The following is a 14,990-nucleotide window of genomic DNA, read 5'->3' on the forward strand; positions in this document are numbered from 1 at the left end:
TTCCGGGTCATCCCCTCGATGTCGAGAAACGGCCGGTCCGGGCGGGCGGGTCCGTGAGGAGGCGTGCGCCGTGAACCCGGTCGACCCGGCGGTCAACCTGACGGAGACGGCGGCCGGCCTCCCGGAAGCCTGGAACTCCCTCCCCCTGGGCCTGGCGGGACCGGCCTGCGTGAAGGTCCTGCGGATGGACGGGACACCGCTGCCCGAAGAGAGCCACCGCACCGCCGAAGCCCTCCTCGTCCTCGACGGCCGGCTGGAACTCCTGCGGGAGGGCGCCCCACTGCCGGTGCGGGCGGGCGAGCTGTGCGTGGTCCCGGCCGGGACCGCGCACGCGGTCGGCCCGGGCAGCCGGGGCACGCTGGTGATCGTGGAACTCCCGGAGGAGTGACGACCCGCCGGGCCGCCCCGGACGCCGGGGTTCCGTCGGGGATTCCTGGCGCCGGTGCCGGGTGCACGGGCGCCGGTGCCGGGTGCACGGGCGGCGGTCCCGGTCCCGGTGCCGGGTGTGCGGGCGGCGGTTGCGGCCGACCGGGAAGGCTGCGGTCCCGGCGCCGAGCAGCGCCGGCCCGATAGCGCCGACCGAGAGGTCCGCGCCCGTCCCGGCGAGGTCGGGCGTCGCGGCCCGGGCCACCGGGCCGGTCGGCTGCCCGGTCGGCGCGTCGCCGGAGGTCGCGGGGCCGGCGATCGAGGTGTCGGCCGGGTCGCCCCGGTCGGCGTCGGGGGCGGAGGCCGAGGCCGCCGCACCGGCGGTGGGCGTGCCGGCCGGAGCCCCTCCGGCGGCTCGCGACCGCCCCGCCCGCTGGAGCAGCACGAGCCGAGCCCCGTCGAGGAGTTGCCGTCCGCGACAGCGGACGTGCGCGTGAGCCTGAGCAAACCACCGGCCTCACCGTCCGCCGCCCGCCGTCCCTCCGCTGCCGTGACCGGGGCCCGCCCCCCCCTCATGCCGCCTGCGCCGCCCCGGTCGTGGTGCGGCCGTGCTCGGTGCCCGCCATCGCCCGCCGGACCAGTGGACGGAGCGGACGCGACTGGAGTGCCCGCATCGCCAGCGCGTTGGCCCGGATGCCCAGGGCCGTGGCGGGCGCCATGGAGGCGACCCGGCCGGGCGGCAGTTGCTGGGCCGAGGTGACTCGCGGGCGCATCGTCCGCTCGTAGGAGGCCAGCGCGGCGGGCAGCCGCCCGGGGTCGGCCGGGACGTCGGCCGACTTCAGCGCGGTGGCCAGTTCGGCGGCGCCGCGCAGCGCCAGCGCGGTGCCGAGGCCGCTGAGCGGGCTCGCGCACCAGGCGCTGTCGCCGAGCAGCACCACCCGGCCGTCGCGCCAACTCGGCATCCGCACCTGGTCGAAGGTGTCCAGCGCGAAGTCCTCGGCCTGCCGTGCGGCGGCCAGGAACTCCGCCGCGCGCCACCCGACGTCGGCGAAGGTGCGCTCCAGCAGGGCGAACCTGGCTTCGCGGTCCTGTCGGGGCGGCAGGGAGTCGGCGGCGAAGGTCAGCCCGATCTCCTGCTCGCCCGCCCGGCCCGGCCGGGCCTGCACGCTGCGGCGGCCGGGCTCGTTGTAGATCAGGAACCAGCCGTCCAGCCGCGGCGTCCCGGGCCGTTCGGGGAGGGTGAACCAGGCGTGTGCCAGCCCGAGCGGCTTGCGGTGGCGCTCCTCCGGGCCGAACCGCAGGGCGCGGACCCGGGAGTGCGCGCCGTCGGCGCCCACCACCAGGTCGAACTCCTCCGTCGTTCCGCTGCGGAACCGCGCGCGCACGCCGTCGGGGGTGTCCTCCAGTGCCTCGACGGTCTCGCCGAACCGGTGCGTGACGCCCGGGCCGGCCGCCCGGTGGATGATCCGGGCCAGGTCGGTCCGGAGCAGTTCCTCCTCGGAGACGTAGCCGCGACCGTCGAAGGCGGTGACCGGCATCTCGGCCAGCCGCCGCTCCCGCGCGTCGATCCAGGCCGCCCCGGCCTGCGGTACCAGGCACTCCAGCGCGGCCGGGAGCAGCCCGAGTCCGTCCAGCACCTCGCGGCAGTCGCCGCGCAGGTCGACGGCCTGCCCGCCGGCCCGTGGCGCCGGGGCGATCTCGGCGACGGTGACCGCCCAGCCGTCCCGCTCCAGCATCAACGCGAGCGTGTCCCCCGCGATCCCACCGCCGACCACCAGAACCCGTGCCATGACGTCCTCCCCTTCACCGTGCACCGTTGTCCTCGACCGCGCTGACGCGAATCTTTCGCATTTAGCCTGACACGTCTGCCCCACTAACGCAACAAATTCGCACTAAGGCGCTAGACTGGCGTGGTGACGCAAGCAACGGGGACGTCCCGGCCCGGCGGCCGGACCGCCCGCACCAGAGAGGCCGTGCACGCCGCCACCCGCGAGCTGCTGGCCGAATCCGCCGACGGCACGGTGGAGATCGCCGAGGTGGCGGCGCGTTCCGGCGTGCACGTGGCCACCATCTACCGCCGCTGGCGGACCGCCGACGGCCTGGTCATCGACACCGTGGTGGAGGAGCTGGGCCGCCGTTCGCCCCTGCCCGCCACCGGCGACCTCCGGGCCGACCTGCTCGGCTGGACCAGCCGCCTGCTCGCCGAACTGGGCGAGCCCGGCCACCTGGCCTTCTTCCGCGCCATGCTGCGGGCCGGCCACCAGGGCGAGCGGGGCCTCGACTTCGTCGAACCCCGGATCCGCCAGCTCCGGGCCACCCTAGACGCCGCCGGCGCCACGGTGCTGACCTGGGGCGACGTCTTCGAACTGATCCTCGCCCCGGCCTACGTCCGCGCCCTGCTCGCCTCCCCGATGGACCCGGCGACCGACGCCCCCCGCCTGGTCGACAACATCCTCGCGATCCGGACCGCCCGGGAGCGGGCCCGGCAGGACTGACGGCCGGACCGGAGCAGCGGCCGGCGCCGTCACCGCCGACAACGGACCGTCAGGAACCGCCCACCGGAGGAACGGCGGTCCGGCCGCCCCCGCCATCCGGCCACGTGCGCTCCCGGCGGACCCCGGTGCCGCCTTCCCGCCGGGGCCCGGTGCCGCCTTCGCGCCGGGGGCCGCGCCGTGATGCGGTGCGTGCCTCCCCTCCCCCGCCATCCCGCCGGGCAGTCTCAGCAGCTGTGCCCGGCCCACCCCGCCGATCGACGGCGGCCTGCTGCTGCGGCCCGGCTCGGCTCCGGCGCGGCGGCCCTCGCCCGGGTCTTCCGCGCTCCGGCGGCCCGGCACCGGCACCGGCACGCCCGCGTCCGGGAGGGGACTGACCGGTCGGGGCCTGCCGCCGACCCCGGGGCGGTCAGCGCAGCAGGGTGCGCAGGGTCCGGCGGAAGAGGATCCGGCCGCACCAGGCGGTCGGCCGGTCGAACAGGGCGGGCAGCGGGCCGACCCGCAGGTCCTCGCGCCAGCGGACGACGGCGCCGCCCCGGTGCGGGCGGACCTCGATCTCGGCCCAACCGGTCACCAGCGGGCCGCGCTTGACCAGGCGGCAGACACCGGGCCGGTCGGCCCGCGGCGGCTCCCAGCGGACGACGTCCATCACGTCGTCGAAGCCGAACCGGCCCGCACCGGTGCGGGCCACCACCGTCCGGCCGTCCCCGTGCACCGCGGTGAACGGCACCCCGGCCCCGTGCCGCGGCCAGTCGGTGACGCGCCGCCAGGTCTCGTCGGCGGTCAGCGGAGTGGCCAGGACGATGCGGAAATCGGTCATCCGTCGATGCTATCCGCCGCGCCCGCCCCCGCCGGGCCCCACGCCGACGGCCGGCCACCGGCCGTCCAACCGCCACCCACCGCCCGTCGACCACCTCTCAGGGACGCACGTGCAGCCCGAAGCCCGTGCGGCCGGCCGGCTCCAGCCCGTCCTTCAGGTGCAGCGAGGGGATCTCGTAGTCGCCGGCGTTCTGCGGCCGGAAGGCGATCGGCTCGGTCGACTCCAGGGTGAGCAGCCGCTGTTCCCAGGCCGCGGCCACGGCCGGGTAGTCCTGCTCGGCGAGCCGGTCGCCGCCGTACACCACGAAGGGCGGCAGCACCTCCAGGCCCGGGTAGTAGAGGATGCCGTGGTGGATCGGGAACAGCAGGTCGTCGATGGGCCCGTTGATCCCGCGGGCGGCGTAGTGCGACTCCGGACCGCCGACGGTGACCGACAGCAGGGCCCGGCGGCCCGCGAGGGTGCCCTCGCCGAAGCGCTCGCCGTACTTGGTGGCGCTGTGCTCGCCGACGCCGTACGCGAAGCGGTAGGTGAAGACCCGGTCGACCCAGCCCTTGAGGATGGCGGGCATGCCGTACCACCACAGCGGGAACTGGAACACGACGGTGTCGGCCCAGAGCAGCTTCTCCTGCTCGGCGCGGACGTCGGGGGTGAGCGTCCCGGCGTCGAAGGCGCGGCCCGAGTCCAGCGGGACCTTCAGCGGGTCGGACGCGTGGGGGCCGTAGTCGGCGGCGTCCACGGCCGCCTTCCAGCCCATCGCGTAGAGGTCGCTCACCCGCACCTCGTGCCCGGCGGCCCGCAGGGCGGTCACCGCGTGGCCGGTCAGCGAGCCGTTGAGCGACTTGGGCTCCGGGTGGGCGTGGACGATCAGCGTCTTCATGGGGGTCCTCCGGTTCGGTGGTCCGCGGTACGACGGCCCGCAGTCGGGCGGTTCGCGGTGCCTCCGATCCTGGCCGCCGCGGCGCGCCACGTTCAGGGGCTCCGCTTCCGTAGGACCGGACTTCCTGGTACTGGCAGGGCCACCCGGCCGGGGGCGGGGCCGGGCGATACTGGGCCCATGGACGATCTCGCGGGTTTCCTGCGGACCCGGCGCTCCCGGGTCGACCCGGCGGCGGCCGGCATCCCCACCGACAGCCGTCGGCGGGTGGCGGGGCTGCGGCGCGAGGAGGTCGCGCACCTGTCCGGGGTGAGCGTCGACTACTACGTGCGCCTGGAGCAGGGGCGGGCCACCCAGCCCTCCGAGCAGGTGCTGGACGCGCTGGCGCGGGTGCTGGGCCTGGACGCGACGGAGCAGGAGCACCTGCACCGGCTGGCCCGGCAGCCCCGGCGCCGGGCGAAGGCGCCGACCGGGCGGATCCGGCCGGAGCTGCTGCGCGTCCTGGGCATGGTCTCCGACGCGCCCGCGATCATCATGGACCACCGGATGGACGTGCTCGCCCGCAACCGCATGGCCGGGCTGCTCTACGGCCGGCCCGCCGAGAACCTGAACACCGCCCGGCACATCTTCCTGGAGGAGGGCGAGCGCGGCCTCTACGCGGAGTGGGAGAGCTGCACCCTCGACGTGGTCGGCCACCTGCGGCTGGCCGCCGGGAAGTACCCGGACGACCCCCGGCTGGCCTCCCTGATCGGCGAACTGTCGATGGGCAGCGAACGCTTCCGCCGCCTGTGGGCCCGCGCGGACGTGCGCGCCCGCACCCACGGCCGCAAGGCGTACCGGCACCCCCTGGTCGGGCTGCTCGAACTGCACCAGGAGAACTTCTCCCTGCCGGACGGCTCGGGCGTGGAGCTCCTGGTCCTCTCCGCCGCCCCCGGCAGCCCCTCCGAGGACGGCCTGCGTCTCCTCGCGGGCCTGGCCGCGGAGACCGAGAGCCCCCGCGACCCGGCGGACGTCCGGACCCGGGAGTAACCGCCCCCGCGCTCCGGCCCCCGGGGCGTCAGGCGTGCGACGGCGCGGGGCGGATGCCTTCGAGCAGGGTGTCGAGGTAGCGGCGGGCGGTTTCGGCCCTGCCGGCGGGCGTGCCGCCGTGGACGTTCACGGCGTGGGCGATGCCGCACATGAGCGGGACCAGGTCGCGCGCGGCGAGGTCGGGGCGGACGGCTCCGGCGTCGCGGGCCCGGTCGAGCAGCGCGGTGCCGGCCGACGCGAGCGACTCCTTGAGTTCCGTGGTCCGCGGCAGGGCGTCGGCGGGGGCGGCGGCGACCGGGGGCAGCGCGGCGTCGGTGAGCTGCGCCTCGACGACGCGGGCCAGGAAGCTCCCCAGGGCCCGCCAGGGGTCGGTGTCGGCCAGGGCCTGCGCGCCGTGGCCGACCAGGTCCTCCAGGCAGGGGGCGGCGACGGTCTCCAGCAGCGCCTCGGGGGTGGGGAAGTGCCGGTAGACGGTGGCGACCCCGAGACCGGCCCGGCGGGCGACGTCGTTGAGCTGCAACGGGGTGCCCTGATCGACCAGGTCGCGGGCGATCGCGACGATCCGCTCCCGGTTGCGGGCGGCGTCCTTGCGCAGCGGTGGGGTCGTCATGGGGCGTGTCCAGGTTGCTCGTCGCGGTGCGCGGGGCCGGTCCGGCGATCCTATCCGGACGGTCCCGGGCGGTTCCGGACGGTTCCGGGCGGTCCCGGACGGACTGCGGCCCTTGGACTGCGGCGGCCGGTGCGGGGCTCAGTCGCGGCGTTCCGTGCGCGCGGGGGCGGCGACGGGGGCGTGGGCCTCGCTGAGCCGGCGCACGGCGGCGGCGGTCCGGGGGTCGGTCGCGGCGCGGAACGGGGCGACGGGAACGGCCGGGGGGCCGAGGACGAGGCCGGTCCGGCCGGCCAGCGCGGGGTCGGTGGCGGCGGTGATCGAGGGCCGGGCGGCCACGGACGCGGAGCCGGAGGTGGAGCGTTCGAACCGGCGGCGCACCAGCGGCCACAGCAGCCGCAGCGGCGGGGAGACGATCCTCGGGTCGGTCAGGGTGCCGTCGGTCATCGCGGTCGCGGCGCCGCCGGGGTCGGCGGCGAAGACCGACACGCCCGATCCCGCCAGCCGCTTCGCCAGGTCGAGCGTGTACGCGAGGTTGGCCAGCTTGGCCCGCCCGTACCAGTGGAAGCCGTAGTAGCCGCCCGGCGGCTCGACGGCGTCGAACACCCGCCTGGCGACGCCGACCGCGGCCGAGGTCACGTTCACCACCCGGCTGGGCGCCCCGTCGGTGAGCGTGGGCAGCAGCAGTTCGGTCAGCAGGTACGGCGACAGGTGGTTGACCACGAACGACGCCTCGACGCCGTCGATCCGCTGCCGCCGGGCGAACATCGCCCCCACGTTGTTGACCAGCACCGTCAACGGCTCTCCCGACGCCACCCGCTCGGCGGCGATCGTGTCGGCCAGCGCGCGGACCTGGTCGAGCGAGGCCAGGTCGGCGGCGAGGAACCGGGCGGGCCGCGCGGGCCGCTCCGCGTTGATCCGCTCCGCCGCCCCGGCTCCGCGTCCGGCGTCGCGGCCGACCACGGTGACGGCGAATCCGGCGGCGGCCAGCCCCAGCGCGGTCTCCAGGCCGATGCCGCCGGTGCCCGCCGTGACCACGGCTGTCTTCCCCATGGGCTCCTCCACTCAGAAAATCGGATAGGCCATCCCCTTGTGCAGGACGGTAGCACAAGTGGATGACCTATCCGATTTCTGTTTCCGGCCGCCCGGCACCGGCCCGCTCAGCGCGGCGCGTCCACCCGGATCATCGCGGTGCGCTCCTCGGACCGGGCCGCGGGTGCCGCTCCAGTCGCCGCCGGGCAGCACGGTGCCACCGGTGACGAGGGGGTGAACTCGAACGTCGCGCCGTCGCCGTGGCCGACGGGCCGGGTGGGGGGCGAGGTGGGCGCGGAGCTCGAACGGGCCTGGGGCCTACCGGACTCGGCGGCCGGTCAGTCGTCGAAGCCGGGGAGCCAGACCAGGCGCACCACGTCGATGGTGCGCTGCTCGGGGTTGACGAAGACCTCGGCGGTGACGGAGGGCGCCAGGACGACGTTGCGCAGGTCGCCCCATTCGTCGACGGGGCTGCCGGCCCGGTCGTCGAGAAGCACCAGGGAGGCGGTGACGAGCGCGAAGAGGATGTCGTCCGCCTTCGAGATCGCGACCATGGTGTGCGCGGGTTGGTCCTGGAGCCATATCCGCCAACCGCTCACGCGGCAGCCCCGGCCTGCTGCGCCCGCCCGGTGGCGAGCACCGGCGCGACCGCCGCCCGGAACCCGCTCCGATCGCTCCCGTAGGCGCCGGACATGGCCCGCAGCCACCACGTGGTGATCACGGCCTCCCGGTCCGCCGGCTCCTCGACGGGCCCGAGCTCGCCGTAGAACCGGGCCCGCTCCTCGTACGTGAGCGCCTGCTCGATGCCGTTGATGCTGCGCGGCACGCGCAACGCCCCGGTCTCCGCTGTCGCCGTCATGCCCCTGCCCTCCCGTGCGTCTGCCTCGACCGTACCCCTCCCCACCGGAGGCGTCCGCCACTCCCCCCGCGATCGGGCCGGGCACGGCGAGTCCGGTGCGGAGACGGCCGGTGTCCAGGTCCGGGTCGAGTTCCTCCGGCCGGGGCGGGCAGGGCCGCGTGCATCGGGGGGGTGTTCACCCTGTCCGGTCGGCGCCCCCGCTCGTCGGGCCGGAGGCGGGGACGGGGGGGTCAGTCGATGCAGAACTCGTTGCCCTCGACGTCCTGCATGACGATGCAGGAGTCGTCGCCGCCGTCGTACAGCAGCCGGACCCGGACGGCGCCGAGGGGGAGCAGGCGGGTGCATTCGGCTTCCAGGGCGGCGAGGCGTTCCTCGCCGAGGAGGCCGGTGCCGACCCGGACGTCGAGGTGGACGCGGTTCTTGACCGTCTTGCCCTCGGGGACGCGCTGGAAGTAGAGGCGGGGGCCGACGCCGGTGGGGTCGGTGCAGGCGGACCACGAGCCGCGTTCGGCGGGCGGGAGGGAGTCCTCGTACCGCTCCCAGCTGTCGAAGCCCTTGGGCGGGTGGGACTCGTAGCCCAGCACCTCGCACCAGAAGCGGGCGACGCGGGCGGGTTCGGCGCAGTCGAAGGTGACCTGGAACTGTCTGAGCACTGCCATCGGGTCACCCTAACAGCGGGCCCGGTCGGGGTCGTCCGAATATCGGCGGGGCCGACCGCCGGCGGCCTTCCCGGACTGGTTGACGGTACGTCAGGGTGCCGGTCCGTCAGGACATCCCCGCCCCACCGGCACCGCCCGCGCGGCAGCGGTCAGATCGCCGACCCCACCCGCGCCACCGCCTCCGCCGCCCCCGGCCCCCAGCGGTCGGCGCCCGCGGCGAGGCGGGTGCGCAGGCCGCGGAGTTCGTGGCGGACCAGGGCGGGGAGCGGGGTGCCGTCGGTGTCGAGGACGGGGGTGAGGGCGGCGAGTGCGGTGTGCGGGTCGTCGGCGCAGAGGTGGCAGTCGGCGATCCGGACGGTGAGCATGGCGCGGGCGGCGGGGAGCCGGTCGTCGCCGAGCAGGTCGAGTGCGGCGGTGGCGGCGGTCAGGGCGCGGTGGGCGAGGCGGGGGTCGGCGGTGGCGGCGGCCAGGTCGCGCAGGGCGGCGGAGGAGCCGGATTCGACGCGTAGGCGCAGGGCGGCGGGGGCGAGCCAGGGGACGTGCGCCTCGGTGTCGACGGCGGTGACGGGCCGGTCGAGGTGCTGGCGGGCGCGGCCGAGGTGCCGGACGGTGGCGCGGACGTCGCCGGCGAGGGCGGTGGCGCGGGCTTCGCCGAGGGTGGCGAGGGCGTCGGACCAGTGGCGTCCGGGGGCGGCGCGGCGGATCTCGCGGGCGTAGTCGCCGGCCGAGGCGGGGTCGTCGTCGAGCAGGCCGAGGACGGCCATGTCGCTGAGGGCGGCGACCTGGGTGGTGGCGTCGCCGGCCAGCGCGGCCCAGCCGAGGGCGCGGTCGAAGCAGGCCATCGCGGTGGCGGGGCGTCCGCCGTGCAGGCGCAGGCTGCCCGCCGCGTGGGCGTACTCGGCGGCGAGGCGGGCCAGGACCCGGCGGTGCCGGGCGGGGGCGTCGGCGAGCCGGGCGACGACGGCGCGCAGGGTGCCCTCGATCACGGCGCCCGGTCCGCTCCCGCCGAACCCCCGCTCCCCCGGACCCCGCTCCCCCGGACCCCGTTCTCCCGGACCCGGTTCTCCCGGACCCGGTTCGCCCGGACCCGGTTCGCCCGGATCCCGGCCTCCCGCCGCCGGCCCGGCCATGGCCCGTTCGGCGCCGCTGAGCTGGGCGCCGAGGACGGCGGCGAGGGCGTGCACGGTGTCGGTGTCGAGGGGTGCGGCGGGATCGGCGCAGAACGCGGCGTGCAGGGCGACGGCGGTGGCGGGGGGCGGGAGGTGGCAGCCGGCGGCGCCGTGCAGCGGGCACTGGACGTCGTAGCCGGGGAGGGTGGCGGGGCAGTCGTCGGCGGGAGCGGTGGCGGGTCCGACGGGGAGGGGCCCGGTGCCGGGGGGCAGTGGGGGGCGCAGCAGGTGCGGGGGGAGGGCGGGGCGGCCGCCTTCGGCGCTCTCGGCGCGGTGGTAGCAGCGGGTGAGTGCACCGCTGCTGCCGAGGAGTTCGTCGATCCGGCGGACCAGTCGGGGGGTGGCGCGGCGGATGCCGTGTTCGAGCCGGCTGACGGCGGTGTGGTCGTAGCCGACGGCGGCGCCGAGTTGGGCCTGGGTCCAGCCGGCGTCGCGGCGCCAGTGGCGCAGCAGGGCGCCGAACTCCTGCCAGCTCCCGCCGTCCGGCAGTTCGACCGGGTCGGGTGCTCCCAGCACGCGCCGACACCTCCCCCGGTTGCGCTTCCGTCCCTGCCGTCGAACGCTCCTGCCGTCGAGACGGTACCCGGCCGGGGCGGGCCCGTACATGGTGTGGTCTGTACCTCTTCTCCGTCACCGCCCTTGCCGTGACCCTGGCCCGAAGTGCTCCGGACCCTTGCCTATGGCAGGTCAATTCCCTTTCTCATCAATGTATTTGACGGAATGTGCCATCCCGCTGCGGGGATTGTCAGGTCCGTTGACCGGGCCATGGCGGCAGTGTGAGGGTTCCGGGCACCCCCACATCCGAGGAGCTGAGGAGCTCTGATGAAACGCAGACTGCTGACCGCCGGCACCACCCTGGCCGTGCTGGGAGGCGTGCTCGGTGGTTTCGCCGGACAGGCGAACGCCGCGCCTCCCCCCGCCCCGCTCGCCCCCACCCCGCTGGCCGCCGCCGTCTCGGCGGCGGACCTGGCGGCGTCGGCAGGGTCGGACGCACTGTCCAAGGGCCCGGACGAGAGCTACGAGCGCCGCGCCGTCACCCCGTTCCTGAACGGCCTGTACTCGGTCTCCTACGAGCGCAGTTACCGGGGTCTGCCGGTGGTCGGCGGCGACGCGGTGGTGCTCGCCGACGGCCAGGGCCGGGTCCGGGCGGTGCAGAACGCCGCGTCCGGGCCGGTCGGCGTGCCGACCGCGGCGAAGGTGAGTGCGGCGGCCGCGGCCAGGACGGCCCGCGCCGAGCTGGCGAGGGTCGACTCGGCCGAGGCCCCGCGCCTGGTGGTGCGGGTCAAGGACGGCACCTCGCGGCTGGCCTGGGAGTCGGTGCTGACCGGTGCGACCGCGGACCGGCCCAGCCACCTGCACGTGTTCGTGGACGCGGTGACCGGCGAGGTCGCCGACCGGTACGACGACGTCCGGGCCGGCACCGTCAACAGCAAGTGGAACGGCCCGGCGGGCCTGACCATCAACACCACCGGCTCGGGCGGCTCGTACGCGCTGCGCGACCCGGGCCGCCCGGGCCTGAGCTGCGCCGACTACTCGACCGGCCAGGTCTTCACCAAGTCCACCGACTCCTGGGGCACCGGGGCCGCCACCTCCAAGGAGACCGGCTGCGCCGACGCGATGTTCGCGGCGCAGAAGGAGTGGGACATGCTCCGGGACTGGCTGGGCCGCAACGGCCACAACGGCAACGGCGGCAGCTGGCCGGTCAAGGTCGGCCTGAACGACGTCAACGCGTACTGGGACGGCTCGTCGATCTCGATCGGCCACAGCCAGTCCAACGAGTGGATCGCGGCGATCGACGTGGTGGGCCACGAGTTCGGGCACGGCATCGACCAGTACACCCCGGGCGGCGCGAACAACGAGTCCGGCCTGGGCGAGGCGACCGGCGACATCATGGGCGCGCTGACCGAGGCGTACGCCGACGAGCCGGCCCCGTACGACTCCCCGGACTACACGGTCGGCGAGATGATCAACCTGGTCGGGCAGGGCCCGATCCGGGTGATGTACAACCCCTCGCAGGTCTCCGGCAACCCGAACTGCTACTCGGCCTCGATCCCGAACACCGAGGAGCACGCGGCGGCCGGCCCGCTGAACCACTGGTTCTACCTGCTGGCGGAGGGCTCCAGCCCGGGCGGCGGCAAGCCGTCCAGCCCGACCTGCAACTCCTCGTCCGTCACCGGCCTCGGCATCCGCGACGCGGGGCGGGTCTTCTACGGCGGCATGCTGCTCAAGACCAGCGGCATGACGTACAGGAAGTACCGGACCGCGACCCTGACCGCGGCCAAGAACCTCGATCCGACCTGCACCTTCTTCAACCGCGCCAAGGCCGCCTGGGACGCGGTCAGCGTCCCGGCCCAGACCGGCGACCCGACCTGCGCGGCGGCCCCGACCAGCGACTACTCGCTGGCGCTGAACCCGGCCGCGGGCACCGTCCAGGCGGGCGGCTCGACCAGCGCGACCGTCTCCACGGCCGTCACCGCGGGCTCGGCGGCGAACGTCTCGCTGGCCGTGACCGGCGCGCCGTCCGGCACCACGGCGACGGTCTCCCCGTCCACCATGCAGTCCGGCGGCTCGGCGACGCTGAACGTCAGCGTCGGCGCGAACACCCCGGCGGGCAGCTACACCCTGACGGTGACCGGCTCCGGTCCGGCCACCCACACCGCGCAGTACCAGCTGACGGTCGGCGGCGGGGGCGACCCGGGCGGCTCGGCGCCCGACATCGACGTGGCGAACGTGCAGGCGCACCTGGGCCAGCTGTACTCGGTCGCGCAGCAGAACGGCGGCAACCGCCGGGCCGGCAGCGCCGGTTACACCCAGTCGCTGGCGTACGTGAAGGGCCGGCTCCAGGCGGCGGGCTACACCGTCACCGAGCAGACCTGCACCTCGTGCACCTACACCGCCAACAACCTGATCGCCGACTGGCCGGGCGGCCCGTCCGACCAGGTCACCATGTTCGGCGCGCACCTGGACTCGGTCGCGGCCGGCCCCGGCATCAACGACAACGGCTCCGGTTCGGCCGTCCTGCTGGAGAACGCGCTCGTGCTGGCGCAGCAGAACCCCACCATGAGCCGGCACGTCCGGTTCGCCTGGTGGGCCGGCGAGGAGCAGGGCCTGCAGGGCTCGCAGTACTACGTGGGCCGGCTCTCCTCCGCCCAGCGCTCGGCGATCAAGGGCTACTACAACTTCGACATGGTCGGCTCCCCCAACGCCGGCTACTTCGTCAACAACCTCGACTCGGCCGCCGCCGCGCCGCTCAAGGCGTACTGGGACTCGCTGAACCTCCGGCCGGAGGAGAACGTCGAGGGCCAGGGCCGTTCCGACGACTACTCCTTCCAGCAGGGCGGCATCCCGACCTCGGGCTACGCCGCGGGCGCCAGCGCCGTCAAGACGGCGGCGCAGGCCGCCAAGTGGGGCGGCACCGCGAACCGCGCCTACGACTCCTGCTACCACTCCGCGTGCGACACCACCTCCAACGTGGACGCGACGGTGCTGAACCGGAACGCCGACGGGGTGGCGTACGCGATCTGGAAGACCTCGGTCGGCGGCACGACCACCCCGGCCGACGACTTCACCCTCGCGGTGAACCCGGCCACCGGCACCGTCCAGGCCGGTTCGGCGGCCACCGCCACGGTCGCCACCTCGACCAGCTCCGGCAGCGCGCAGAGCGTGGCGCTGACCGCGAGCGGCGCCCCGTCCGGCGCCACCGTCTCGTTCAGCCCGTCCTCCGTCACCAGCGGCGGCAGCGCGACCCTGACGGTCTCCACCTCCGCCACCACCCCGGCCGGCACCTACACCATCACGGTCACCGGCACCGGCCCCTCCGCCACCCACGGCACCGGCTACACCCTGGTGGTCAACGGCGGCGGCACCGGCGGCGGCACCTGGGCCGCGGGCGTGGCCTACAAGGCCGGCGACGTGGTCACCTACAACGGCGTCAGCTACCGGTGCCTGCAGGCCCACACCTCGCAGAGCACCTGGACGCCCGACGTCGTCCCGGCCCTGTGGCAGCGCCTGTAGCCGCCGGGCGCCGGTGAGCGGCGCGAGCGGGTGAGTGCGCACGTGCGCACGTGAGCGGGTGTGCCGCGACCGGTGGGGTACCGGTCGCGGCACACCCGCGTCCGGGGGCCGGACGCGGGTGAACGAGGGCGCGTCACCTTACGCCGCACACACCCACGGTGCACGTACGATGACGGCCGTTCCGACCGACCTGTCGACCTGTCGACCTGTCGGCCTGTCAGCCGCCATCGCCCGCAGCCCGCCACCGTCCGCCCCGGGAGCCGCCGTGACCACCGCAGCCACCGAAGGCACCTCGGCCGACGGCACCTCCGCCGACGGCACCTCGTCCGCAGTCGCCCCGCCCGGCTCCGGGTGGCAGCAGCGGCTGCGCCGGGGGCTCGGCCCCTCCCGGGGGCGGACGGTGGCGGGCTGCGTGTTCGCGGCGCTGCTGCTGTCGCTGCTGGTCAAGACCTTCCTGGTGCAGGTGTTCGTCATCCCGTCCGGCTCCATGATGGGCACCCTGCAGAAGGACGACCGGGTGGCGGTCGACAAGTTCAGTCCCTGGCTGGGCGAGCAGCCGCACCGCGGCGAGGTGGTGGTCTTCCGCGACCCGGGCGGCTGGCTGACCGGGCCGGCCGGCTCCGGCGGCGTCGTGCAGGGGGTGCTGAGCCACCTCGGGCTGATGCCCGCCGCCGACGAGAAGGACCTGATCAAGCGGGTGATCGCGGTTGGCGGCGACACCGTCGAGTGCGACGCGGGCCAGCCCCTGAGGGTCAACGGCACCGCCCTGGACGAGCCCTACCTGTACCCGGGCTCCACCCCCTGCGACGACTTCCCGGTCGGCACGGTCAAGGTCCCGGCGGGGTTCCTGTGGGTGATGGGCGACCACCGCAACGACTCGCTCGACTCCCGCTACCAGCAGCTCCACAACCCGGCGGGCGGCTTCCTCCCGGTCGGCGACGTGATCGGCCGCGCCCGCGTCCTGCTCTGGCCCCTCGGCCGCTGGACCACCCTGCCGGTCCCCGCGACCTTCGCCCGCCTCGGCTGACCCCGCCCACCACCCCGGCCGCATTCCCCGCCGCCCTCCCCC

General features: G+C 75.5%; 14 protein-coding genes. 5 read left to right on the plus strand and 9 right to left on the minus strand.

Annotated elements, in window-relative coordinates; genetic code table 11:
• The first annotated feature begins 70 nt into the window (after positions 1 to 70).
• Positions 71 to 388 (plus strand): cupin domain-containing protein, encoded by a 318-nt coding sequence (locus tag K353_RS00310; protein WP_233533263.1) that lies wholly within the window; start codon positions 71 to 73, stop codon positions 386 to 388.
• A 550-nt stretch (positions 389 to 938) separates the two neighbouring features.
• Here K353_RS00310 and K353_RS00315 read toward each other — a convergent pair.
• Entirely contained in the window at positions 939 to 2,156 is a 1,218-nt protein-coding gene (locus K353_RS00315; protein WP_111551500.1) for an FAD-dependent monooxygenase, read from the minus strand.
• Positions 2,157 to 2,279: 123 nt separating this feature from the next.
• On the opposite strand from K353_RS00315, the gene K353_RS00320 reads away from it, so the two are divergent.
• Complete coding sequence (locus K353_RS00320) at positions 2,280 to 2,861, plus strand: TetR-like C-terminal domain-containing protein (RefSeq protein WP_158585302.1); 582 nt, start codon at positions 2,280 to 2,282, stop codon at positions 2,859 to 2,861.
• A gap of 406 nt (positions 2,862 to 3,267) precedes the next feature.
• Here the strand turns inward: K353_RS00320 and K353_RS00325 are convergent, their stop codons facing one another.
• Complete coding sequence (locus K353_RS00325) at positions 3,268 to 3,678, minus strand: SRPBCC family protein (protein WP_111551502.1); 411 nt, start codon at positions 3,676 to 3,678, stop codon at positions 3,268 to 3,270.
• A gap of 97 nt (positions 3,679 to 3,775) precedes the next feature.
• A complete protein-coding gene (locus tag K353_RS00330) occupies positions 3,776 to 4,555 on the minus strand; it encodes an NAD(P)H-dependent oxidoreductase (RefSeq protein ID WP_111551503.1) in 780 nt (259 codons plus the stop codon).
• Between the two features lie 177 nt (positions 4,556 to 4,732).
• Here K353_RS00330 and K353_RS00335 point away from each other — a divergent pair, with 177 nt between their 5' ends.
• Positions 4,733 to 5,581: a helix-turn-helix transcriptional regulator gene (locus K353_RS00335; protein WP_111551504.1), complete on the plus strand. Its 849-nt coding sequence runs from the start codon at positions 4,733 to 4,735 to the stop codon at positions 5,579 to 5,581.
• 28 nt (positions 5,582 to 5,609) lie between these two features.
• Here the strand turns inward: K353_RS00335 and K353_RS00340 are convergent, their stop codons facing one another.
• The 6 genes from K353_RS00340 to K353_RS36435 all read right to left on the minus strand — a co-directional run bounded on the left by K353_RS00340 (position 5,610) and on the right by K353_RS36435 (position 10,423).
• Complete coding sequence (locus K353_RS00340; RefSeq protein ID WP_111551505.1) at positions 5,610 to 6,191, minus strand: TetR/AcrR family transcriptional regulator; 582 nt, start codon at positions 6,189 to 6,191, stop codon at positions 5,610 to 5,612.
• A 138-nt stretch (positions 6,192 to 6,329) separates the two neighbouring features.
• Positions 6,330 to 7,241 carry an SDR family NAD(P)-dependent oxidoreductase gene (locus K353_RS00345; protein ID WP_111551506.1) on the minus strand — a complete coding sequence of 304 codons (912 nt, stop codon included), beginning with the start codon at positions 7,239 to 7,241 and terminating at the stop codon, positions 6,330 to 6,332.
• A gap of 317 nt (positions 7,242 to 7,558) precedes the next feature.
• The gene (locus K353_RS00350) at positions 7,559 to 7,774 is read right to left on the minus strand and encodes a hypothetical protein (protein ID WP_111551507.1); all 216 of its coding nucleotides are present in this window, start codon (positions 7,772 to 7,774) and stop codon (positions 7,559 to 7,561) included.
• A gap of 41 nt (positions 7,775 to 7,815) precedes the next feature.
• A complete protein-coding gene (locus tag K353_RS00355) occupies positions 7,816 to 8,079 on the minus strand; it encodes a hypothetical protein (protein WP_146616355.1) in 264 nt (87 codons plus the stop codon).
• 230 nt (positions 8,080 to 8,309) lie between these two features.
• Positions 8,310 to 8,738, minus strand: coding sequence for a VOC family protein (locus K353_RS00360; protein ID WP_111551509.1), 429 nt, complete (start codon positions 8,736 to 8,738; stop codon positions 8,310 to 8,312).
• 149 nt (positions 8,739 to 8,887) lie between these two features.
• Positions 8,888 to 10,423, minus strand: coding sequence for a helix-turn-helix transcriptional regulator (locus K353_RS36435; RefSeq protein ID WP_255410651.1), 1,536 nt, complete (start codon positions 10,421 to 10,423; stop codon positions 8,888 to 8,890).
• A 306-nt stretch (positions 10,424 to 10,729) separates the two neighbouring features.
• Between K353_RS36435 and K353_RS00370 the strand changes: the two genes are divergently transcribed.
• Both K353_RS00370 and lepB read left to right on the plus strand, forming a co-directional pair.
• Positions 10,730 to 13,921: a M28 family peptidase gene (locus tag K353_RS00370; protein WP_111551511.1), complete on the plus strand. Its 3,192-nt coding sequence runs from the start codon at positions 10,730 to 10,732 to the stop codon at positions 13,919 to 13,921.
• 265 nt (positions 13,922 to 14,186) lie between these two features.
• Complete coding sequence (lepB, locus tag K353_RS00375) at positions 14,187 to 14,948, plus strand: signal peptidase I (RefSeq protein ID WP_111551512.1); 762 nt, start codon at positions 14,187 to 14,189, stop codon at positions 14,946 to 14,948.
• Positions 14,949 to 14,990: the final 42 nt, after the last annotated feature.

This window comes from Kitasatospora sp. SolWspMP-SS2h, assembly GCF_003259315.1.
GTDB classification, from domain to species: Bacteria; Actinomycetota; Actinomycetes; order Streptomycetales; family Streptomycetaceae; genus Kitasatospora; species Kitasatospora fiedleri.